The sequence below is a fragment of the Ammoniphilus sp. YIM 78166 genome, assembly GCF_004522215.1.
GTDB lineage: Bacteria > Bacillota > Bacilli > Aneurinibacillales > RAOX-1 > YIM-78166.
Map to the genome: position 1 here is coordinate 545,635 of NZ_SDLR01000001.1, position 20,382 is coordinate 566,016.

21 protein-coding genes are annotated in these 20,382 nt (G+C 46.5%); 18 read left to right on the plus strand and 3 right to left on the minus strand.

Annotation, left to right across the window (positions count from 1 at the left end; genetic code table 11):
• Positions 1 to 79 precede the first annotated feature (79 nt).
• The 14 genes from EIZ58_RS02655 to aroA all read left to right on the plus strand — a co-directional run bounded on the left by EIZ58_RS02655 (position 80) and on the right by aroA (position 13,771).
• Complete coding sequence (locus EIZ58_RS02655; protein WP_134698968.1) at positions 80 to 859, plus strand: CheR family methyltransferase; 780 nt, start codon at positions 80 to 82, stop codon at positions 857 to 859.
• A gap of 14 nt (positions 860 to 873) precedes the next feature.
• A complete protein-coding gene (locus tag EIZ58_RS02660) occupies positions 874 to 1,185 on the plus strand; it encodes a hypothetical protein (protein WP_134698969.1) in 312 nt (103 codons plus the stop codon).
• Between the two features lie 214 nt (positions 1,186 to 1,399).
• Positions 1,400 to 2,563, plus strand: a complete 1,164-nt coding sequence (gene aroC, locus EIZ58_RS02665) for a chorismate synthase (protein ID WP_134698970.1) — start codon at positions 1,400 to 1,402, stop codon at positions 2,561 to 2,563.
• A gap of 2 nt (positions 2,564 to 2,565) precedes the next feature.
• Positions 2,566 to 3,669, plus strand: a complete 1,104-nt coding sequence (gene aroB / locus EIZ58_RS02670; protein WP_134698971.1) for a 3-dehydroquinate synthase — start codon at positions 2,566 to 2,568, stop codon at positions 3,667 to 3,669.
• 2 nt (positions 3,670 to 3,671) lie between these two features.
• Entirely contained in the window at positions 3,672 to 4,058 is a 387-nt protein-coding gene (gene aroH / locus EIZ58_RS02675; protein WP_134698972.1) for a chorismate mutase, read from the plus strand.
• Between the two features lie 254 nt (positions 4,059 to 4,312).
• Positions 4,313 to 5,848, plus strand: coding sequence for an anthranilate synthase component I (gene trpE, locus EIZ58_RS02680; RefSeq protein WP_134698973.1), 1,536 nt, complete (start codon positions 4,313 to 4,315; stop codon positions 5,846 to 5,848).
• Positions 5,826 to 6,851 (plus strand): anthranilate phosphoribosyltransferase, encoded by a 1,026-nt coding sequence (gene trpD / locus EIZ58_RS02685; protein WP_134698974.1) that lies wholly within the window; start codon positions 5,826 to 5,828, stop codon positions 6,849 to 6,851. The genes trpE and trpD overlap by 23 nt, the downstream gene beginning before the upstream one ends.
• Positions 6,841 to 7,623, plus strand: a complete 783-nt coding sequence (trpC, locus tag EIZ58_RS02690; protein ID WP_134698975.1) for an indole-3-glycerol phosphate synthase TrpC — start codon at positions 6,841 to 6,843, stop codon at positions 7,621 to 7,623. The genes trpD and trpC overlap by 11 nt, the downstream gene beginning before the upstream one ends.
• Complete coding sequence (locus tag EIZ58_RS02695) at positions 7,620 to 8,279, plus strand: phosphoribosylanthranilate isomerase (protein ID WP_134698976.1); 660 nt, start codon at positions 7,620 to 7,622, stop codon at positions 8,277 to 8,279. The genes trpC and EIZ58_RS02695 overlap by 4 nt, the downstream gene beginning before the upstream one ends.
• On the plus strand, positions 8,263 to 9,456 hold the full coding sequence (gene trpB / locus EIZ58_RS02700) for a tryptophan synthase subunit beta (protein WP_134698977.1): 1,194 nt from the start codon (positions 8,263 to 8,265) through the stop codon (positions 9,454 to 9,456). Before EIZ58_RS02695 ends, trpB begins: the two co-directional genes overlap by 17 nt.
• Entirely contained in the window at positions 9,456 to 10,268 is an 813-nt protein-coding gene (gene trpA / locus EIZ58_RS02705) for a tryptophan synthase subunit alpha (RefSeq protein ID WP_134698978.1), read from the plus strand. The genes trpB and trpA overlap by 1 nt, the downstream gene beginning before the upstream one ends.
• A gap of 28 nt (positions 10,269 to 10,296) precedes the next feature.
• Positions 10,297 to 11,376 (plus strand): histidinol-phosphate transaminase, encoded by a 1,080-nt coding sequence (gene hisC, locus EIZ58_RS02710; protein ID WP_134698979.1) that lies wholly within the window; start codon positions 10,297 to 10,299, stop codon positions 11,374 to 11,376.
• Positions 11,377 to 12,471 (plus strand): prephenate dehydrogenase, encoded by a 1,095-nt coding sequence (locus tag EIZ58_RS02715; RefSeq protein ID WP_134698980.1) that lies wholly within the window; start codon positions 11,377 to 11,379, stop codon positions 12,469 to 12,471.
• Between the two features lie 13 nt (positions 12,472 to 12,484).
• The gene (gene aroA / locus EIZ58_RS02720) at positions 12,485 to 13,771 is read left to right on the plus strand and encodes a 3-phosphoshikimate 1-carboxyvinyltransferase (RefSeq protein WP_134698981.1); all 1,287 of its coding nucleotides are present in this window, start codon (positions 12,485 to 12,487) and stop codon (positions 13,769 to 13,771) included.
• Positions 13,772 to 13,947: 176 nt separating this feature from the next.
• On the opposite strand, the gene EIZ58_RS02725 is transcribed toward aroA, so the two are convergent.
• From EIZ58_RS02725 to EIZ58_RS02735, 3 genes are all read right to left on the minus strand, one after another.
• Positions 13,948 to 15,363, minus strand: a complete 1,416-nt coding sequence (locus tag EIZ58_RS02725) for a sensor histidine kinase (protein WP_134698982.1) — start codon at positions 15,361 to 15,363, stop codon at positions 13,948 to 13,950.
• On the minus strand, positions 15,364 to 16,050 hold the full coding sequence (locus tag EIZ58_RS02730) for a response regulator transcription factor (protein ID WP_134698983.1): 687 nt from the start codon (positions 16,048 to 16,050) through the stop codon (positions 15,364 to 15,366).
• Positions 16,051 to 16,111: 61 nt separating this feature from the next.
• On the minus strand, positions 16,112 to 17,287 hold the full coding sequence (locus EIZ58_RS02735) for a trypsin-like peptidase domain-containing protein (protein WP_134698984.1): 1,176 nt from the start codon (positions 17,285 to 17,287) through the stop codon (positions 16,112 to 16,114).
• A 176-nt stretch (positions 17,288 to 17,463) separates the two neighbouring features.
• Here EIZ58_RS02735 and EIZ58_RS02740 point away from each other — a divergent pair, with 176 nt between their 5' ends.
• The 4 genes from EIZ58_RS02740 (at position 17,464) to EIZ58_RS02755 (ending at position 20,343) form a co-directional block, all read left to right on the plus strand.
• Positions 17,464 to 17,979, plus strand: a complete 516-nt coding sequence (locus tag EIZ58_RS02740; RefSeq protein WP_134698985.1) for a hypothetical protein — start codon at positions 17,464 to 17,466, stop codon at positions 17,977 to 17,979.
• Positions 17,976 to 18,890 (plus strand): hypothetical protein, encoded by a 915-nt coding sequence (locus tag EIZ58_RS02745; protein ID WP_134698986.1) that lies wholly within the window; start codon positions 17,976 to 17,978, stop codon positions 18,888 to 18,890. The genes EIZ58_RS02740 and EIZ58_RS02745 overlap by 4 nt, the downstream gene beginning before the upstream one ends.
• A gap of 239 nt (positions 18,891 to 19,129) precedes the next feature.
• Positions 19,130 to 19,723 carry an RNA polymerase sigma factor gene (locus tag EIZ58_RS02750; RefSeq protein ID WP_134699608.1) on the plus strand — a complete coding sequence of 198 codons (594 nt, stop codon included), beginning with the start codon at positions 19,130 to 19,132 and terminating at the stop codon, positions 19,721 to 19,723.
• Positions 19,720 to 20,343 (plus strand): anti-sigma factor family protein, encoded by a 624-nt coding sequence (locus EIZ58_RS02755; protein ID WP_134698987.1) that lies wholly within the window; start codon positions 19,720 to 19,722, stop codon positions 20,341 to 20,343. Before EIZ58_RS02750 ends, EIZ58_RS02755 begins: the two co-directional genes overlap by 4 nt.
• The last annotated feature ends 39 nt before the right edge of the window (positions 20,344 to 20,382 follow it).

Below are 20,382 nucleotides of genomic sequence, written 5' to 3' on the forward strand. Positions count from 1 at the left end.
AAGGAGAAGGATTTTAAACGATCTCTCTCGAATAGTTATCTCATATACGACAGAGACAAGCAGGGTGAGAGATAAGCAGATGGAAGACCGTGATTTTGCACAATTCATTGCAAGCGTAAAGAAGAAGACAGGTATTGACCTAGCTTTATATAAGGAAGCACAGATGAAGAGACGCCTTACCTCATTAAGACAGAAACGAGGCTTTGCTAATTTTGTTTCCTATTTTGAAGGCATGAATCAAGATAAAGAGCTGTATTATGAATTTCTTGATCGGATGACGATTAATGTATCCGAATTTTTTCGTAATGCAGGACGTTGGGAAGTCCTTAGTCAAAAGATCCTGCCGCGTTTATTGAAAGAAAAATCAAGACTAAAGTGCTGGAGTGCTGCCTGCTCCACAGGAGAAGAGCCTTATACGCTAGCGTTGATCTTATCCCGCTTGATGTCGTTGCGAGACATTAATATCCTGGCAACAGATATCGACGAAGGAGCGATTGCGAAGGCGAAGTTAGGGGTTTATGCGGAGAGATCTCTTCATGAATGCCCTAGGGAGCTGGTGAAGCGATATTTTTTCCAAGAAGGAACACATTATCGCCTTTCAGACGAGATTAAGAATACCATCCAATTTAAACAACACAATCTGCTGGCGGATCCTTTCGATTCTCAATATGACCTCATCATTTGCCGAAACGTGATGATCTATTTTACGGAGGAAGCTAAGCATGAATTATATAAAAAGTTTAGTCAAGCTCTACGACCTGGAGGTGTCCTGTTCGTTGGTAGCACGGAGCAGATATTTCAGCCGCAACAATATAAGTTAGAGGCAGAGGATACATTCTTTTATCGTAAAGTTTTATAAAGGGGTAATCGGTGATGTTTAATTTCTTATTCGCACTACTAGCTACCTATGTCTGTTATAAACGAGGATTGGCTTATATGTTGGAGTCAAGAATTCTAGCCAGCAGGAAAGCAGAAAGACGCAGCTACGTTATGTTTTTGCTGGCTGGCGTCTTTTTGGGTGACTTCATTGGCTTAACAGCTGCATTCCACTATTTGCCGAACATGCCTCTACTGCAGGCTACTGTGGGAACACTCTGCTCGATTCTCTGTGGGGAGGCTTTTTTCTACTACAACAAACGAGCAGTTCAAAAGATTCCGACGGTTCAGGAAAGAAAAAACTACTAAGGTTGTTGTTGGTAAACACTATGAATACTTACCTTTCCTATGCCTCAAACTAGGGATAGATGGTTAAGCTTCTGATTGCTTGATAAAAGGGGTTTTCTCCTGGTCCCATTAGGGACTTTTTCGTATTAAACACTATCATTTTTTATGTAGCTATAATATAATAGCACATAAAACAATATGACACTTAAAAGTGCTAAAGGGTGGAGGAGTTCAGATGAGATATTTGACAGCCGGAGAATCGCATGGTCCTCAACTAACGGCGATTATTGAAGGAGTGCCTAGCAATGTTCCTATTTCAGCGGAGAAGATTAATGAACAGTTGCTTCGTCGCCAAAAAGGACATGGTCGAGGACGTCGGATGCAAATCGAACAGGACCAAGTGAAAATCGTAGCCGGAGTAAGACATGGTTTGACTACCGGTGCTCCGATCTGTTTAGTGGTAGAGAATAAGGATTGGACACATTGGCAGCACATCATGGGTCCAGATCCGGTAGAAGATGATGAAGAGGTTAAGCGTCAGGTTACTCGCCCACGTCCTGGTCATGCGGATCTGAATGGGGCTCTAAAATATAATCAAAAAGATATGAGAAACATCTTGGAACGATCAAGCGCAAGAGAAACTGCTGTTCGTGTAGCTGTAGGTGCCGTAGCTCGCCAATTATTAGAACAGTTCGACATTAAAGTGGGTGGACATGTTAAACGAATTGGCTCTATTGAAGCGAAAGAGGTGGAAGTATCGTTAGATGAGCTGATTCGGATTACAGAAGAGTCACCGGTTCGTTGCCTTGATGAAGAAGCCGGCAAGCAGATGATGGCACTGATCGATCAAGCTAAACAGGATGGCGACTCCTTAGGGGGGATCGTCGAGGTCATCGTGGAGGGTGTCCCGATCGGTCTTGGCAGTCATGTTCAATGGGATCGGAAGCTAGATGGCAAGCTCGCTCAAGCGGTAATGAGCATTCAAGCGTTTAAAGGTGTTGAAATCGGGATCGGTTTTGAAGCGGCTACCCGTCCAGGTTCTCAGGTCCACGATGAGATCGTTTGGAGTGAAGAAAAAGGATTTTCTAGAAGCAGCAATCGTGCAGGCGGACTAGAGGGTGGAATGACCACCGGCATGCCGATTGTCGTTCGAGGCGTTATGAAGCCTATTCCTACACTTTACAAGCCTCTGATGAGTGTTGACCTGGAAACGAAGGAGCCTTTTGCAGCGACAATTGAACGTTCTGATAGCTGTGCGGTTCCTGCTGCGTCCGTAGTAGCAGAAGCGGTTGTAGCTTTTGAAGTGGCAAAGGCCTTGTGTGAGACCTTCCATAGCGATAACCTGAACCAGATGAAAGCTAGCGTGCAGCAGTTTAAACAATACTTGGAGACCATTTAGTTATGAAAAGATTAAAAGTTGAGCTAGGGGAGAGGAGTTATCCTATTGTCATTGGAAGAGATCTTTTGGATCGCCTTCCTGAAGAACTTATGGCCCGAGGGATTACTCCGAAAAATAAACTGTTTATCATCACAGATCACCAAGTAGGGCCGATATACCTCGAGCGAATGGAGTCCATTCTCCAGGCCGCAGATTACCAAACGGGGGCTAATGTGATCTCCGCGGGGGAACAATCCAAATCGTTGCATGTTCTTGAAGAGATCACAGGAAGTGCACTGCAAGCAGGGCTTGATCGCAAATCGGTCTTTATTGCATTAGGTGGTGGCGTTGTAGGGGACTTGGCTGGTTTCTGTGCGGCTACCTATATGCGAGGAGTCCCTTTTGTACAAGTTCCTACGACCCTGTTGGCTCATGACAGCAGTGTAGGCGGGAAAGTTGCGGTTAACCATCCACTAGGTAAAAATATCATTGGAGCTTTTCACCAGCCAAGCTTAGTGTTATATGACACGGAGACTCTAAAAACACTTCCACCGCGAGAAATCTATGCTGGTTTTGCGGAAGTGCTTAAGCATGGATTGATTTGGAGTGAGTCCTTCACTCAATGGCTGGAAGAGCATGCGGAGGAGCTTCTTGCTCTTCAATCACCTTTTATCGATGAGGCGATCTACCAAGGCTGCTTGATTAAATCTCAAGTGGTTTCTGAAGACGAAACCGAGCAAGGAAAACGAGCGATACTTAATTTAGGCCATACGTTCGGCCATGCTCTTGAGTCTCTCTCTCAGTATGGGGGGCTGATCCATGGAGAAGCTGTTGCGTTAGGTATGGTTGCGGCAGCATTGCTAGCCGAACGCATTGGAGTTTGTCCTGAATCCGAGCAGGTGGCTAATAGAACCATAGCGTTATTGAAGAAATTCCATCTGCCTGTACGTATGGATGATCAGTTTACACCTGAGCAAGTGTTAGAAGCCATGAGACATGATAAAAAGGGCAGTGGAGGAAAATTAGTTTTCGTCCTTCCAACACGAGTGGGTGCTGTTGATATCTTCCATGATGTGAAGGAAACGGATGTATTAGAAGTATTAAAAATGTCAAAAGAGGTGTCATAAGAATGGGAGTAAGGGGGATACGCGGAGCGATCACCGTTAAAGAAGATACATCAACTGAGATACTAGAAGCTACGGAAGAATTAGTGCATGAAATCATAGGTCAGAATCAGATCTTGCCTGACCATGTTGCCGCCATATTTATCACCGTTACCACGGACTTAGTTTCTGATTTTCCGGCGAAAGCTATCAGAAAAATCGGTGGATGGGAGCTCGTTCCGTTAATGTGTTCAACAGAAATTCCGGTACTAGAAAGCTTGTCGAAGTGTATTCGGGTGATGATGCTGGTCAATACGGACCTGAATCCAGACGAAGTGAATCATGTATTCTTAAGGGAAGCCAAGAAGCTTCGCCCAGATCTTGCCGACATTAATGCATTGACTTCAAACTAGCATTATAATAAACTAAAAATTAAGTTAGAGTTGAGAAGCTGAGCCTGAGTTTGAGAAGTGAGTTGAGTTGAGGAAGCAGAGCCTGAGTTGTTCATAGAGGAGGTCGAGGTATGGCCTTTGTCTATTTACTATGTACATTCAGCCCAGGGTTCCCCTGGGCTTTTTATGTTCTATAAGTCTATAACGAGACTCTGAATGGATGCTCTCCCCTCGCCGCTTCTCTTCTTTTATCATGAAAGGAGAGGTGCACCACCATGTATTATCCCCCCGTCGAAAAAGCAGTAGAGCTTGCTGCTCAATATAATTTGATTCCCATTAGAATGACCTTTATGGCTGATCAGGAAACACCGATCAGTATTTTTCAAAGATTGCGCTGCGATGGTTCGTTCCTTCTAGAGAGTGTAGAAGGTGGCACGCGTTGGGCGAGATATTCTTTTATTGGCTTGAATCCGCTCATGACCCTTCAAGCGAAGAAAGGAAAAGTAACGATTCACTACCGAAATGCGCCTTCAGTTGAATCCTTTGAGCACCCTATTGAGCGGTTGCGCCAGGAGCTTCAGTCGTTTCGCAGCCCCGATGAGCTGGATTTTCCCCGATTTTCCGGAGGGGCCGTTGGATATTTTGGCTATGACATTCTACGCTACTATGAGGAGCTTCCTGAAGCAAAACAAAACGACCTAAACATGGATGATGTCAAGTTCATGTTTGCCGACGAAGTCATTGTATTCGACCACTTGAAGCAAGAAATCCAAGTTATCGGCCATATTATGGTGGAACCAGGAGACGGTCGATCTGACATAGAGGCCAAATATCAAGCTTGTTGTCAGAGAATTAAGGCATTAGCGAGAAAAACGCGAAGCCGCGAACAGATGCCCAGCGAATTATATGTCGTACCCCATGAGTATGAACCAATTGAGGTACAATCCAATCTAACGCAACCCGAATTCATCAAAATGGTAGAAGCGGCGAAGGAATATATCGCTTCAGGAGATATTTTTCAAGTGGTTCTCTCCCAGCGCTTCTCGGTTGAGGATTCGCCTGATCCGTTCCATGTGTATCGCGTGCTGCGTTCCTTGAACCCATCTCCCTACATGTATTTCCTCCAGTTTGCGGAGGATGAGATCCTCGTAGGAACATCTCCAGAGCTCTTAGTGAGAGTCGAAGATGGCAAGGTAGAGAACCGACCGATTGCAGGCACCCGCCGAAGAGGACGGACAGCGGAGGAAGACGAATATCTAAAAGCGGACCTACTAGCTGACGAGAAGGAAAGAGCGGAGCATCATATGCTCATCGACCTAGGGCGCAATGATGTCGGCAGAGTTTCTTCCTATGGATCTGTTCAGGTAGAACAGTTCATGGAAATTGAGATGTACTCACATGTCATGCATATTGTGTCTCATGTGACAGGCAGACTTCAGGAAAACAGGGATGCCTTCGACGCGTTAGCTTCCTGTTTCCCAGCAGGGACGGTATCAGGGGCACCGAAGCTTAGGGCTATGGAAATCATTGCGGAACTGGAGCCTCACGCAAGGAATGCCTATGCGGGCGCGATCGGATACTTTAGCTTCTCTGGGAATATGGATTCCTGTATTACGATCCGCACCATTGTATTTAAAAATGGGAAAGCCTATATTCAGGCCGGTGCAGGCATTGTAGCGGATTCGGTACCAGAAAAGGAATTTGAAGAAACGGAAAATAAAGCTGGAGCCTTAGTAAGAGCCATTCAAATGGCCAAGCAGATTCAGAGATTAGAGGAGGATGACGAGTATGTTTCAACCCCTACTAAATAAGGTAGTTGACTTGAAGCATTTGAGCCGAGAAGAGTCTAGAGAAGCGATGAGTTTAATTATGTCTGGTGAAGTGCCTGCTTCGCAGCTAGCGAGCTTTTTAACGGCGATGAAAATAAAAGGTGAAACGGTAGAGGAAATTACAGGTTTCGCTTTGACTATGAGAGAAAAATCATTAAAGGTACAGGTGCCTAACCACAACCTAATTGATACCTGCGGTACTGGCGGCGATGGAGGAAGGACCTTTAATATTTCTACAGCTTCCGCCTTTGTGGCAGCAGCAGGCGGAGCAAGGGTAGCGAAGCACGGCAATCGTGCCGTATCGAGCAAGAGCGGAAGCGCAGATGTGTTGGAGCAGCTCGATATCTCTATCCAATTAGGTGAGGCAGAAGCGAAGACTTGCTTAGAGATGACAAACCTGTGCTTCATGTTTGCCCCTTTTTACCATCAAGCGATGAAGCATGCAGTAGCCACTCGCAAAGAGATCGGCTTTCGCACCGTCTTTAACCTATTGGGTCCTTTGACGAATCCGGCCCAAGCAGACCGTCAGCTCATGGGAATCTATGATGCTAGTCTAGCAGAAAAGGTGGCGCAGGTGCTTCGTGAGCTCGGGCTGGTAAAAGCCCTGATCGTCGCAGGCGAAGATGGTCTAGATGAAATTAGTATTTCGGCACCTACTAAAGTAGTGGAACTAAACGAGGGAGACATCAAGTCTTATACCCTTACTCCGGAGGAGTTGGGCTTGAGCCGCTACCCAATTAGTCAAATTTCCGGAGGAAATGCAACAGAAAATGCAGTGGTTATTCAACGTATCTTCTCAGGGCAAAAAGGAGCCGACCGAGATATTGTGTTAGCAAATAGCGCGGCATCCTTGTATTTGGCAGATCGCGTTTCCTCCTTGCAAGAAGGGGTAAAGGCGGCTAGGGAGATTATCGATCAGGGTCTAGCAATAGAAAAACTACAACAAGTAGCTAAGGTAACTAGGGGGATGTCCCATGTTGGATAAAATTGTGGCAACGAAGCTTATAGAAATTGAACAGCTTAAGCAGGAGTGGAACCAAGACGAGATGGAGCGGCAGATTGCTGAACTGCCTCCAACCAGGTCTTTTATCAACCGATTGGTACAAAGCCAGCGTTCCATTAGCGTCATCGCGGAGGTTAAAAAAGCTTCCCCTTCTAAAGGGTTGATTCGACAGGATTTTGATCCTCTTGCAATTGCTAAGGCGTATGACTTGGCAGGCGTCGATGCGATGTCTGTACTCACAGATGTAGACTATTTTCAGGGGAGTAATACGTATCTAACGGAGATTCGCAAGCAAACCAATACACCTATTATTCGAAAAGATTTTATCATTGACCCCTTACAAGTTTACGAAGCCAGAAGAATTGGTGCAGATTGTATATTATTGATTGCTGCGATCCTAAGCTCTCAACAATTAGAAGAACTGTCCTCCCTAGCCGATAGACTAGGGTTGGACGTCTTAATTGAAATCCATAACAAAGAAGAACTGGAGCTTGTACTAGCTTCTACGCAGCCTCGTTTGATTGGGATTAATAACCGTAATTTGAAGACCTTCGAAACCTCACTTCAAACGACGGAGGAGCTTCTACCGTTTATCCCGAATTCTCTTCCTGTGGTAAGCGAAAGCGGCATTCATTCTGCAGATGATATTCGTTATTTGCGTGAGCTGGGCAGGGTCAGGGCTGTATTAGTAGGCGAGCATTTTATGCGCAAGCCTGATATTGCAGCAGCTGTAGAGGAGTTAGTGGGATCATGAGAGCTGCCCCGTTAGTCAAATGCTGTGGATTTAAAGATGCAGAAGGACTGTCGCAGTTGAATGCTTTAGGCGTAGACTTTGTGGGGTTCATATTGGCTCCGAGTAAACGAAATGTGAACCCAGCGGATCTGCCAGGACTGTTTCAAGCTGTACCTGCGGGAATGAAGAAGGTTGGCGTATTTGTAAACCCGAGCCTAAGTGAGCTAGCTGACGTGATGAAGATCGCCGCGTTCGATCTGATTCAGCTGCACGGACAAGAAAGTCCAGACTTTTGCAGACAATTGAAGCAAGAGTTTTCGGTAGATATCATCAAGGCTGTACACATCGGGGACGGTCAGGGACAAGTCCCGCCGGATGAATACGGAAAATGGATTGATTATCTTTTATTGGATACCTTAGACCCGCAAGCGGCCGGTGGGACGGGCAAAACGTTCCGCTGGGACGTGATCCCTATGTTTGAGCAGTGGTGCAAGGTGCACGGAGTGAAGCTATTAGTTGCCGGCGGCATTACCCCGGAAAATGCGTTGCAGCTTATATCGGAGTGGCCTCTTGCAGGTATTGATGTAGCTAGCGGAATTGAAACCGATGGACGGAAGGATCGTTTGAAAATAGAGAAGTTGGTAGAAAGGGTGAAGGGGAATGGCAGGAGTACCTAACGAGCACGGCCGTTTTGGAGAGTTTGGTGGAAAGTATGTACCGGAAACCTTAATGAACGCGCTAGAAGAGCTCGAGAGAGAATATCAGTTGGCTAAAGAAGACGCAGAATTCCAAGAAGAATTGAACTATCATCTTACTTACTTTTCAGGTCGAGCTACACCATTGTATTTTGCCGACCGTCTAACGGCACACCTCGGTGGTGCCAAGATCTATCTTAAGCGTGAAGATTTAAACCATACAGGGGCCCATAAACTCAATAATGCCTTGGCACAGGGACTATTGGCGAAGCGCATGGGAAAAAACAAAATTGTAGCGGAAACCGGCGCTGGACAGCATGGAGTGGCTTCAGCAACCGTTGCAGCCAAGCTTGGATTGCAGTGCAAGGTATTCATGGGAGAAGAAGACATTCGCAGACAGCAGCTCAATGTTTTTAGAATGCAACTGTTGGGCGCAGAAGTGATTCCGGTGAGCTCAGGCACAAAGACCTTAAAGGATGCCACCAACGAAGCCATCCGCTATTGGGTGACTAATGTGGAGGATACCTTCTATTTGATAGGTTCAGTTGTGGGGCCGCATCCGTATCCGATGATCGTCCGAGATTTCCAAAGGGTGATCGGAGATGAAACCAAGGAACAGATCTTAGAGCTGGAAGGCAGACTTCCGGATACCATTGTTGCTTGCGTGGGTGGCGGAAGCAACGCGATGGGAATTTTCTATCCTTTTGTCGCGGATCCTTCGGTACGTTTAATCGGGGTGGAGGCAGCTGGACATGGTGTGGATACGGATAAGCATGCCGCCACCTTTGCGAAAGGGACCAAGGGAGTAATCCATGGCTCGTTGACTTATCTTCTACAGGACGAATGGGGACAGATTCAAGAGCCTCACTCTATTTCCGCTGGTCTTGATTACCCAGGCGTTGGGCCAGAGCACGCTTACTTGAAGGAAGTTGGGCGTGCGGCTTATCATCCGATTACGGATCAAGAAGCTCTGGAGGCGCTGCAGCTGCTTTGTAAGACAGAAGGGATTATTCCTGCCCTAGAATCTTCTCATGCGATAGCAGAGGCAATGAAGCTGGCTCCACAGCTTCCAGCGGATCATCTTTTGGTGGTTTGCTTATCGGGCAGAGGAGACAAAGACGTAGAAGCGATACAGCACCATCTGAAGGGGGAAGTCTAATGCAGAACTATACCATTGCGGAAAAGTTTGCCCAACGAAAGGGTCCCTTGTTCATTCCCTTTATTACGGCTGGAGATCCGAGTCCTGAGGCAACGGTTGCGATTGCTTTAGCCTTAGAAGAAGCAGGAGCGGATATATTAGAGCTAGGCGTCCCTTATTCAGATCCCCTGGCAGATGGTCCGACGATTCAGCGTGCATCCGCACGTGCGCTTCGTCACAAGGTCTCCATTCAAGATTGCTTGAGCATGGCGCAGCAGATGCGTCAGCAAGGGTTATCTATCCCAATCATTTTATTTACGTACTTTAATCCCGTCCTGCAGTACGGATTTACTCGCTTGTTTGAACAAATGAAGGAAGTGGGAGCAAACGGTATTTTAATTCCTGATTTGCCAGTGGAAGAAAGCGGTGAGGTGCGACGAGTGTCTCAGCAATTTGGCTTGCCTTTGATTTCATTAGTGGCGCCTACTTCCCAGCAGCGTATCCAAAGGATTGCAGAACAAGCAGAAGGATTCGTCTATTGTGTATCCTCGCTAGGGGTGACAGGCGCTAGAAGTGAGCTTGCCGCAGGAATAGATTCGTTTCTTCAGGAAGTAAGAAAGCATGCGAATGTCCCTGTGGCCGTAGGCTTCGGGATCTCAAGGCCAGAGCAAATGGCTCAATTAGCTCCCCATTGCGATGGACTCATTGTGGGGAGTGCGCTTGTTCAAGTGATAGAAGAAGCAGGTGAATTGCTTTTGGACGAGGATAAGCGAGCCCAAGGACTGGAAATGATAAAAATGTTTGTACAAAACCTAAAATCTGGAGTAAGATAGAAAAAAATTTACTCTAGGAGTGAGAGACATGAATCCTAAAAAGCAAATTGTAGACTTACCGGTCTATCAACCAGGGAAGCCGATAGATGAAGTGAAGCGCGAGCTCGGACTAGAGAAGATTGTGAAGCTAGCCTCCAATGAAAATCCATTCGGCTGCTCTCCATTAGTTAAACCAGCCGTCCAATCTGTACTCGATGAGCTTGCGATCTATCCAGATGGCGGGAGCATGGCGTTGCGCGAGGAAATGGCTTCTTTCTTAGGGGTGCCCGGTTCTCAGCTAGTCTTTGGCAACGGATCAGATGAGCTCGTCATGCTGACGTCCCGAGCTTATCTTGAAACAGGAACGAATACGGTTATGGCTACTCCTACCTTCCCGGTCTACAAGACCACGGCAACCATTGAAGGTGCAGAAGTGATTGAAGTGCCGCTTAAAGATGGCGTACATGATTTAGAAGCGATGCTAGGCAGCATCACAGAGCAAACCCGAGTGGTATGGGTTTGTAACCCGAATAACCCGTCTGGGACGATGAACGATCAAGAGCAAATCCTGGCGTTTCTAGAGCGGGTCCCAAGCTCTGTACTTGTTGTACTGGATGAAGCCTATTATGAGTATGTGACGGATTCTTCTTACCCAGAGTCGATTTCTCTGCTTAAGACATTTCCTAATGTATTGATCCTAAGAACCTTCTCCAAAATCTATGGGTTAGCAGGACTTCGCATTGGCTATGGTATTGCTTCCGAAGAGATTGTGGATAAGATTAATCGCGTTCGTGAGCCTTTTAACACAAGCAGCATCGCTCAGAAGGCAGCCATTGTCGCCCTAAAGGACCAAGAATTCGTGAAATCCTGCCGTGAGGCGAACGAGGTGGGAAGAAACCAACTTTATGCCGGGTTCGAAGAAATGGGACTTTCCTATTATCCATCCCAAGGAAACTTCGTACTAGTCGATACAGGACGTAATGGAAATGACGTATTCCAAGCCCTTCTTCGCAAAGGCTACATTGTTCGATCAGGGGTGGCGTTAGGCTTTCCTTCTTCAATACGCGTAACCGTTGGAAGCCAGGAACAGAACGAAGGTTTCCTTACTGCCCTTCGTGAGGTGTTATAAGTGAAAAAAGTAGCGGTACTAGGCGTGGGACTCATTGGTGGGTCCCTAGCGCTTTCTTTAAAGAATGAGAATATTGAAATAATCGGCTTTGATGTGGATGCGCAAAATCTGCAAAAAGCAATCGACTTAGGTGTAATTGATCATGCTACGGACCATTTAGCTGGTGCGGTGCAGGATGCGGACGTAATCTTTTTATGTTCACCGGTAGGGAAGCTCTTCGAATTGCTTTCTTTCCTGCGCTATACCCCGCTTAAAGAAGGGGCAATTATCTCCGATACCGGCAGCACAAAATCGTCCATAATGGAATGGACAAAAGGGTTTCAACAGCGCAAGGTTCATTTTATAGGCGGACATCCGATGGCAGGATCGCACAAGTCTGGGGTGGAAGCGGCGCATGACCGCTTGTTTGAGAATGCCTACTATGTACTCACTCCTGATGCTACGGTTCCTGAATCCGCCGTTTCTGCTTTAAAGGAGCTCTTGCAGCCTACGAAAGCCAATATTGTGGTTCTGGATCCGGAAGAGCATGACCAAATTGTAGGGGCCATCAGTCACTTTCCGCATATCATTGCAGCTGCTCTGGTTAACCAGGTCGGGCGTTACAGTGAGAACACGCCGTGGTACAACCGCTTAGCAGCAGGTGGTTTTCGGGATATTACGCGGATTGCCTCCAGCAACCCTCATATGTGGCGAGACATCTTATTACACAACCGCAAGGTGATGCTTTCCTTAGCTGAGGATTGGAGAGGCGTTTTGGATGAGATCATTGGTTTTGTGAAAGAAAACGATGGTCAAGCTATTGAAGACTTTTTCCGGGATGCCCGTGACTTCCGCGACCAATTGCCAGAACGAACCAAAGGAGCGATCACCCCGCTCTATGATCTTTATGTGGATGTACCGGATAATCCAGGAGTCATTGGAAAAATCACCACCTTGCTAGGTGTAAAGGATATTAGTATTACAAATATACGTATATTGGAAATTAGGGAGGACATTATGGGGGTTCTCTTAATCACCTTCCGTAATGATGATGATCTGGAGAAAGCCCGTGAAGAACTCACCAAGGAAGGGTATCGGGTATATTCACGGGAATAGGAGGAAGAGGGATATGTTAACAACGAAAAACGCGAAAAAGATTGTCGGCGAGATCACTGTTCCAGGAGATAAGTCCATCTCCCATCGCGCCGTGATGTTTAGCTCCATGGCCAAAGGGAAGGCTCGCATCTATGGATTCCTTCCTGGAGCCGATTGTCTAAGCACCATTAGCTGCTTTAAAAAAATGGGGGTGTCCATAGAGCAACAAGGAGACCAGGTTGTAGTTGACAGTCAAGGATTAGACGCACTAGTCGAGCCGCATGAGGTTTTAGATGTGGGCAACTCCGGAACGACGATCCGCTTAATGTCCGGTATCTTGGCTGGACGTCCCTTTCATTCTACCCTAGTAGGAGACGAGTCGATTGCACGACGTCCGATGAAGCGTGTAGTCAATCCCTTAAAGCAAATGGGGGCAAGAATTGACGGCCGCTCCGGTGGAGAATTTACGCCGCTTTCGCTTCGCGGAGGCGAGCTAAAGGGCATTGAGTTTCACTCCCCAGTGGCAAGTGCACAGGTCAAATCTGCTATCATCCTCGCGGGTTTACAGGCTGAAGGAGTAACGACGGTGTACGAGCCTCACCTTTCCCGTGACCATACCGAGCGCATGCTATCTTCTTTTGGCATCGAACTGGAATCCTTCGAAGGGGGAGTCTCGATCCGTGGTGGACAAACCATGGTGCAGCAAGAAGAGATCCATGTACCAGGCGATATCTCGTCGGCCGCCTTTATGCTGGCTGCTGCTGCCATTCTACCAGGAAGTGAACTCACGATTCGAGGAGTTGGCGTGAACCCGACTAGAACGGGAATCATTGACGTCCTACTTGAGATGGGTTCTGACCTAAAAGTGGAGAATGAGCGCATCCAAAATGGCGAGCCTGTGGCTGACTTAACGATCCGCTATGCTCCGCTTCGTGGAATCGAAATCGGTGGCGCAATTATCCCTAGGTTGATCGATGAAATCCCGATTATTTCCGTCATCGCATCGCAAGCAGCAGGAACAACCGTGATTCGCGACGCGGAAGAGCTGAAGGTGAAAGAAACGAACCGCATCGACGTAATGGTCGAGGAATTGCGCAAGATGGGAGCACAGGTGGAAGGGACTGAGGATGGTATGATTATCCACGGAGGTGCGTCCTTAGTGGGTGCCCATTGTCACAGTCATGGAGATCACCGCATTGGCATGTCTATGGCCATTGCCGGATTGGTGGCTGAAGGACAAACTACCGTCGAAGAAGCGGAAGCCATCAATGTGTCTTTCCCGGGGTTTGAGGAGACTTTATCGAAGATTGTTGAAGGTTAAAAGAAAAGCCGGATTCTCCTTTGTTGAAAGGGGATCCGGTTTTTTTACTTGCAGGACTGCATTTTAATCACGAAATCGAGCGTTTCGTGCCCTGATTCTGGGGTTACGCCCAAATGAGGTACCGCCTGGCTCAAGTCCTCACTTTCGTTTTCCTATGAACCCACCCCTCGACCTGCTTAAACTTCAACAACCGGCAACTCCAAAGTGACCTTCGTCCCCTTACCCAACGTGCTCTCGAGCATGATTGTGCCTCCATGCTTTTCTGCTATCCATTTTGCCATGGAGAGCCCAAGTCCAGTACCAGGAAACTGACGAACATTGCCGCCCCGGTAAAAGCGGTCAAATACCTTATGGAGGTCATCCGGGGATACGCCCACTCCCGTATCCTCGATGATCGCTTGCAAACGGTTGGGTGTATGCTCAAACCGAAGCTTTACGTATCCTGACACTGTATACTTAAAGGCATTTTCCAGTAGGATCAGGAAAATTTGCTTCAAAAAGTCTTTGTTACCTTTAATGGAGACATTCTCGATAACAGAATCCCCTTCATATAAGAAGTCCACTCCAGGCTTTACCAACGGATCTACTTGCCCAATCCATTCGTCTATCCATGGACCTAATTGGATCTCCTCGAGTTGCATATGGTAGCCTGCATCGGCCCTCGCCAGTGTAAGAAGATCATGCACCATGCGCGAGACTCGTTCAATTTCTTCTACCATATCCTCCATGGCTTCCATCGAGAAAATGCCTTTTTCCAAGTAGAGTTTTCGTAGAAAGTCCATATTCCCACGGATGGAGGTTAAGGGAGTCCGCAGCTCATGACTGGCATCTGCGACAAACCGTCGCTGGGTCTCATAAGACTCTTCTAGTTCTTTGTACATCTTTTCGATTTTCTCCATCATCGAATTAATTTGTCGTGAGAGCCGACCGATTTCATCCGGTGGGCCCGTGTAGGAGATTCTTCTCTCTAACGCGCCTTCCCTTTCAATTTCTGCAGTTGTATCCGTGATTCGCTGAATAGGGAAGAGAGCTTTTCGGGCAAGGATCCATCCGATAAGGGCAGACAGCGTTACGGTTGTTATGGCACCTATGGCCAATAGCCAGCGTAAATTTGTAAGGGAACGGTGAAACCCATATAAGGATTCCGCGACTTGCAATACTCCAACAAACTGCTTCCCAGAGATGAGGGGCAAATAATAGATGCGGATTTGTGTCCCTCCTACATTTTTCGTTTCATAGAACGGACTCCCCTTGACAATATGAGATAAGGCCTCATAAGAGATCGGAAGAGATTGTTCTCCTAGAGACTCTGAACGTGATAGAATTTCCCCGTTCGGATTGACAATTTGCAAATAAAGCTCGGGTGCTGAAAACACATCGATATCCGGAAGGACAAGCTTCCGGATGGGGAGAGGGAAGATATCGACAATTTCGATGGATTGGTGAATTTCTCTACCACGGTCCCGAAGATGGTTGTCAATTTGATTCATTTCCCGATGACTAAAGAAAAGGTATAAATAGGTGCAAAATAACGTGATAACCACGAGAAACACCACGCTGTACCACAAAGTCAGCTTTAGGCGAATGGGCATCTAGGTATCCTCCCTAAGAATGTAACCAAGGCCACGCACGGTGTGGATCAGTCGCGGTTCTCCTTTTTCCTCTAGCTTGGCACGCAGAGTAGCTACATACACTTCAATGACATTGGATTCTCCTTCATAATGATGGCCCCAAATCTGATGGAGGATCTGATCTTTTGATAACACAATCTGGGGATGATCCATAAACATTTCTAGGAGGTCGAATTCTTTTCCTCGTAAGTCGACTTTTCGCCCGTTGCGAAAACAGGTTCGGCTTTGACGATGGAGTTCTATTCCCATTACATGCAGTTGACTCCCCGTTTCTCTGCTAGGTTGGTTTCTTCGTAACTGTGCACGTATTCTAGCCAGTAGCTCGGTTAAAGCGAAGGGCTTTACGACGTAGTCATCTGCCCCCAGGTCTAACCCCTTCACTCGTTCTTCCACTTCGTCTTTTGCGGTCAGCATGATAATGGGGGTGGGGCTTGTGTTACGGATTTCCTGACATACCTCCCAGCCGCTTAACCCAGGGAGCATGATATCTAAAATGATGAGGTCAAATGAGTGTTGCATACAAGCCATAAGGGCATCCTCACCGCTCAAGACAACGTGAACGGCATAGCCCTCATATTCTAATGCGCGTTTTAGCATCGTACCTATTTTATGATCATCATCAACCACCAAGATCTGTTCTTTTTTCATGTGCATTCACCGCCTTATGGAAAGGAAGCCTCGGGTCACGAACGACCTGAGGCTTATCTAATTAATTACTATTATAATTTTTTTCTCCAATGATGACAGTCACACTTTTAAACTCTCCATTGCGCATGATCAGCAAGGTGTGGCTGGAGCCTGCCTTGGTGTCTGCAATGGCTTTAACAAATTGGTCGCTGCTCGTCATTTTTTGTTTATCGAGCTCAATTACGATATCTCCTTGTTTGAGACCCGCTTTTTCTGCCGGACTTCCTGTAGCGACGTATCCTATCACGACACCCTCTTTCATGTCCACATCAAAATATTTGGCCAGTTCGGGAGTCAAGTCCTGGATAGAAACGCCTAACCAAGGGCGCGACACTTTTCCTTTATGGATCAAGTCTTCAAGGACTTCCTGGACGGTGTTGATAGGAATGGCAAATCCGATGCCTTGCGCTTCGGCATTGATTGCCGTGTTAATGCCGATCACTTCTCCGTCCAGGTTAAGAAGCGGACCTCCGCTGTTTCCGGGATTAATAGAGGCGTCTGTTTGTAGAAGATTTTTAAATTTTGCTTGACCGATGTTCAGCGGTCTTTGCTTGGCACTTAAAACTCCTACCGTTACGCTATGATCAAGCCCATAAGGATTTCCGATCGCGACAGTCCATTCGCCTACCCGGATTTGATCAGAATCTCCCATCTTGAGAACGGGGAGGTTTTGATCAGGGTCGATCTTTAGGACAGCCAAATCGAGCTCTGGATCTTGCCCGATAATCTTGGCTACATATTTTTTTTCCGCGCCGACAATATTCACTCGGATGGTCTGCGCCCCTTCCACCACGTGGTGGTTAGTCAAGATATAACCATCTTTACTGATAATGAAACCCGAACCCAGTCCTTCTCTGCGCTGCTCCGGTTGGCTAAGCGGATAGTCTCCTCCGAAAAACTGCCGAAAGAACAAATCTCGTTCGGATAGAGACGTTTTTTGGGAAGATTCGGTTTCAATTTTGACAACCGCAGGCCCGACCTCTTCTACCATTTTGGCTATGACATTTGGATTATTGGATTCAAGAAAGGCAGCTTGCTGCACGGCAGAAACGGGGGTGGATACACTAGACTGGCTTGGAATGGTTTCGGTTTGATCCTTGAAATAGGAGGCGTTCTCCACCCCTAACCAGAAGCTTCCTGTTAATAAGGTCCCTGCCAGAAATGAGAGTAGGGCTGTTTTGATTGGCTTATTCGACATGGTTAATCCCTCCTGTTTTTCTTTACTATCTATCTTTATTAAATCCCTTCAACCTTAAACCAAGCTGAAAAAAAGATGACAATTTCCGTGTTAATGACCTAGGCTTGTCATCTTTTTCCTATTTTCTTCATATCTTTTAGCAAAGTGTGGACACGGACAAAGGAGGAAAGGGAATTTTGAATCGATACCTTGGATATTTATTTTTTTCCACAGGACTACTTTCTGCAATGGTTCTGGTCAAGCTCTGGGTTATTCCCTTTACCTTATGGCGGCTTTTCCCGCAAACCGATCTTGTATCCAGGCTGTATGAAGTGATGATCATGGCGTTTGGAGGGGTCACGTTTCTCCTGTTCATTGTATTGGGGTACTTAGGTAAGCATGTGTTTCATATAGATGTATCGAAACATTTACTTCTTCACTTTATTATCCAGCTCCCTTTTGCTCTCCATGCTTTCTTGCAAGAAGTGTCAGATGCCCGTCCTCTGCTTGGGGTGGCGCGAGTGTTTGCGGAAGGGTGGTGCGGTCTCATGGCAGAGCCGACAAGGCTGCTGTTTATGGTTTACCCTTGGACAGATATTTTTGCGATCATTGCAAGCTTTGTTTTTTTAAGCATCGGGCGAAAAATCGAAATTGTAGACGAGGATACTCGATGGATAGAGCAGCGAAAAAAGATGAGGGTGGGACGTGTATGAAAACATTAATTCGCGGGGCCACGCTGATTTATGCCGGAGGTCCAAAAGTTGAGGACGTTTTGATTCATAGTGGTAAAATTCAAGAGATTAGAAGCGGCATTCGTCCGATGGGGGGAGAACGCCAAATTGATGGTTCATCCCAATATGTTCTCCCAGGGTTTATTTCTGAAGAGGGGACTTTAGCTCAAGGGGTAACGACCAAGATAAAAAAAATCCATTGGAGTGAGACGGCCGATTTAGGAGATTGGAACCAGAATCAGGGGGAAGAATGTACGGATTATGTATTTCGGGTTTCGTTGGCCTCATTGACGAAAGAGTTGCTGGAGCGATTAGATCAAAATCGAGTGAAAGTCCTTCGAGTGGAACAAAAACTAGACTGGCGAATTTGGGAGGAGCGGATTCAGCGTGCTGGGATAGTCCTGGAACTCGAAGCGGATGAATACAGAAGTTTGGCTGGTCTGTCAATCCCCTTCATTGTACCTTATGGTCGAATAAAGAAGGTTGGAAGATCCCGAACGATCATAAAGGTCACAGATGAAGGCAGGCTGGCGTGGGCAAAGCAAATGAAAAAACTGGATCCTTTGGATATGAGGTCTTATTGGTTGGAGGAACAGGAAACGATCTTGCCAAAGTTAGTCAAAGAAGAAGAGATTGTTCGGTATCTATCCATCCTGGCCCATATTCGATCTCGTGTTCCAGCCAAGGTATTTGGTGTTTTCCCGATGAAAGGTTCTTTACATGTGGGAGCAGATGCTGATCTTGTTTTGCTAGAGAGGAGTCAGCTAGTAGATCAAGCAGGTGCGGCATTAGTACCAAGGGTCATGCGAAAGGGTGAGTGGATCGAATCGGGAGAGAGGGCAGGGAAAAGCCAGTTTTTAAGCGCTAACCGAACCTATGCATATGGTTTTTAAGCTTCAATTTATATCTTCCAATCATGACAACCTCACGTCATAAATTGGAAGATATATTTTTGTTTTTTTTGCAGGAAAATGGCGGGATGTGACGAATTTGATGATTGAGAAGAAATAAGGATCAATAGAATCATCCTTTTCACATATTTGTTGAAACCTTTTTGCTTCAAGTTACGTCATAATGAAGTAGAGAGAACAGCGCAAAAATGTTCAGTTTGCCAAGGGGGTTGGAGAGAATGATGACTGATTCACAATTGATCCGTGAAATTAAGGATGGTCAGGTAGAATACTACTCTGAAATTATAAAACGATACGAAAAAAGACTTCTTGCTTTTATTGTACATATGTTAAATAATACTCACTTAGATCATATGGCCGAGGATCTCTGCCAAGAAACTTTCTATAAAGCGTTCCGCAGCTTACAGTCCTTCCGAGATGTGGAAGCTTCCTTTTCCACATGGTTGTATACGATAGCCCGGAATACGGTATTAAGTGAACTTCGCAAAAGTCGCAATTCTGAAATCTATATTGAAGACAGTAAGGTGGATCCGATCACATCGCTGGACCGCCTGCCAGAATATGAACTCCTTCGTACAGAGAGAGAGAAGCTAGTACGCTTAGCGATCGAGGGCTTACCCGAGAAGCAACGTCACGCCTTAATCCTAAGAGAGTACGAGGACAAAGATTACAAGGAGATTGCTGACATATTGGATTCTACGGTAAGCTCTGTTAAGTCCCTTCTTTTCCGAGCCAGGAGCAGCATTAAGACTCAGTTAGAATCTTATTTTTCCGAAGCCCAGTGGGAGGAAGCCAAGGGGATGACTAATACATGAGATGTTCGGACGCCATTCATTTGATGGCAGGCTATGTCGATCAGACACTACCCGAGCATTCGATGAAGGCGATGAAGCAGCATCTTCAGCATTGTCAGGACTGCAAGATGGAGTATATCATCTGGAAGGAGAGCAGTAAGCTGTTTCAGATGGACTTTTCGAGCCTGCCAGTGCCAGAGACGGCACCTTCCCTTTCGGAAGGTGTGATGACTCGCTTAGCCCGAGAGGATAAGTGGACGTTTCCGATAACTGCACACGTTTTTGCTCTTTCTCCCTCTGTGAAGAGATGGATGACGACGATGTCGGTTATTTTCCTGCTTGTGTTTGGGGTTCTTGCCTATGCGACGTTCCACTGGGAGCAGACGTCAGCTACGGAGCAAGGCCAAGTCGAATGGAAGGAGCTGTCATCATCACGAATGGTGATAGGCTTTGACCAACTGGTCGCTAATTCTTCTCCTAAGGGGGAAGATACGGATTTCAGGTACAAGCTGATTGCGAGTATCGGTGATCCTTTAAACTTGGATCATAGCTCGTATTCACCTCCTAATAAGGGTTTAGTTGCTGCGTTTTTAGGAATAATGGTTACGGTAGTAACGATGAGCTGGTTGTCGAGAGCATAAACAGTTAAGCCGTTCTTAAGTTTGGGACGGTTTTGTCGT

Coding starts and splice junctions, on each gene's coding strand:
- EIZ58_RS02695 (WP_134698976.1), top strand. CDS start 7,620: ATGAGAGCTGCCCCGTTAGTCAAATGCTGTGGATTTAAAGATGCAGAA.
- trpA (WP_134698978.1), top strand. CDS start 9,456: ATGCAGAACTATACCATTGCGGAAAAGTTTGCCCAACGAAAGGGTCCC.
- EIZ58_RS02655 (WP_134698968.1), top strand. CDS start 80: ATGGAAGACCGTGATTTTGCACAATTCATTGCAAGCGTAAAGAAGAAG.
- trpE (WP_134698973.1), top strand. CDS start 4,313: ATGTATTATCCCCCCGTCGAAAAAGCAGTAGAGCTTGCTGCTCAATAT.
- trpB (WP_134698977.1), top strand. CDS start 8,263: ATGGCAGGAGTACCTAACGAGCACGGCCGTTTTGGAGAGTTTGGTGGA.
- EIZ58_RS02660 (WP_134698969.1), top strand. CDS start 874: ATGTTTAATTTCTTATTCGCACTACTAGCTACCTATGTCTGTTATAAA.
- aroH (WP_134698972.1), top strand. CDS start 3,672: ATGGGAGTAAGGGGGATACGCGGAGCGATCACCGTTAAAGAAGATACA.
- EIZ58_RS02745 (WP_134698986.1), top strand. CDS start 17,976: ATGAAAACATTAATTCGCGGGGCCACGCTGATTTATGCCGGAGGTCCA.
- EIZ58_RS02750 (WP_134699608.1), top strand. CDS start 19,130: ATGACTGATTCACAATTGATCCGTGAAATTAAGGATGGTCAGGTAGAA.
- EIZ58_RS02735 (WP_134698984.1), bottom strand. CDS start 17,287: ATGTCGAATAAGCCAATCAAAACAGCCCTACTCTCATTTCTGGCAGGG.
- trpD (WP_134698974.1), top strand. CDS start 5,826: ATGTTTCAACCCCTACTAAATAAGGTAGTTGACTTGAAGCATTTGAGC.
- EIZ58_RS02755 (WP_134698987.1), top strand. CDS start 19,720: ATGAGATGTTCGGACGCCATTCATTTGATGGCAGGCTATGTCGATCAG.
- EIZ58_RS02725 (WP_134698982.1), bottom strand. CDS start 15,363: ATGCCCATTCGCCTAAAGCTGACTTTGTGGTACAGCGTGGTGTTTCTC.
- aroC (WP_134698970.1), top strand. CDS start 1,400: ATGAGATATTTGACAGCCGGAGAATCGCATGGTCCTCAACTAACGGCG.
- aroB (WP_134698971.1), top strand. CDS start 2,566: ATGAAAAGATTAAAAGTTGAGCTAGGGGAGAGGAGTTATCCTATTGTC.
- hisC (WP_134698979.1), top strand. CDS start 10,297: ATGAATCCTAAAAAGCAAATTGTAGACTTACCGGTCTATCAACCAGGG.
- trpC (WP_134698975.1), top strand. CDS start 6,841: ATGTTGGATAAAATTGTGGCAACGAAGCTTATAGAAATTGAACAGCTT.
- aroA (WP_134698981.1), top strand. CDS start 12,485: ATGTTAACAACGAAAAACGCGAAAAAGATTGTCGGCGAGATCACTGTT.
- EIZ58_RS02730 (WP_134698983.1), bottom strand. CDS start 16,050: ATGAAAAAAGAACAGATCTTGGTGGTTGATGATGATCATAAAATAGGT.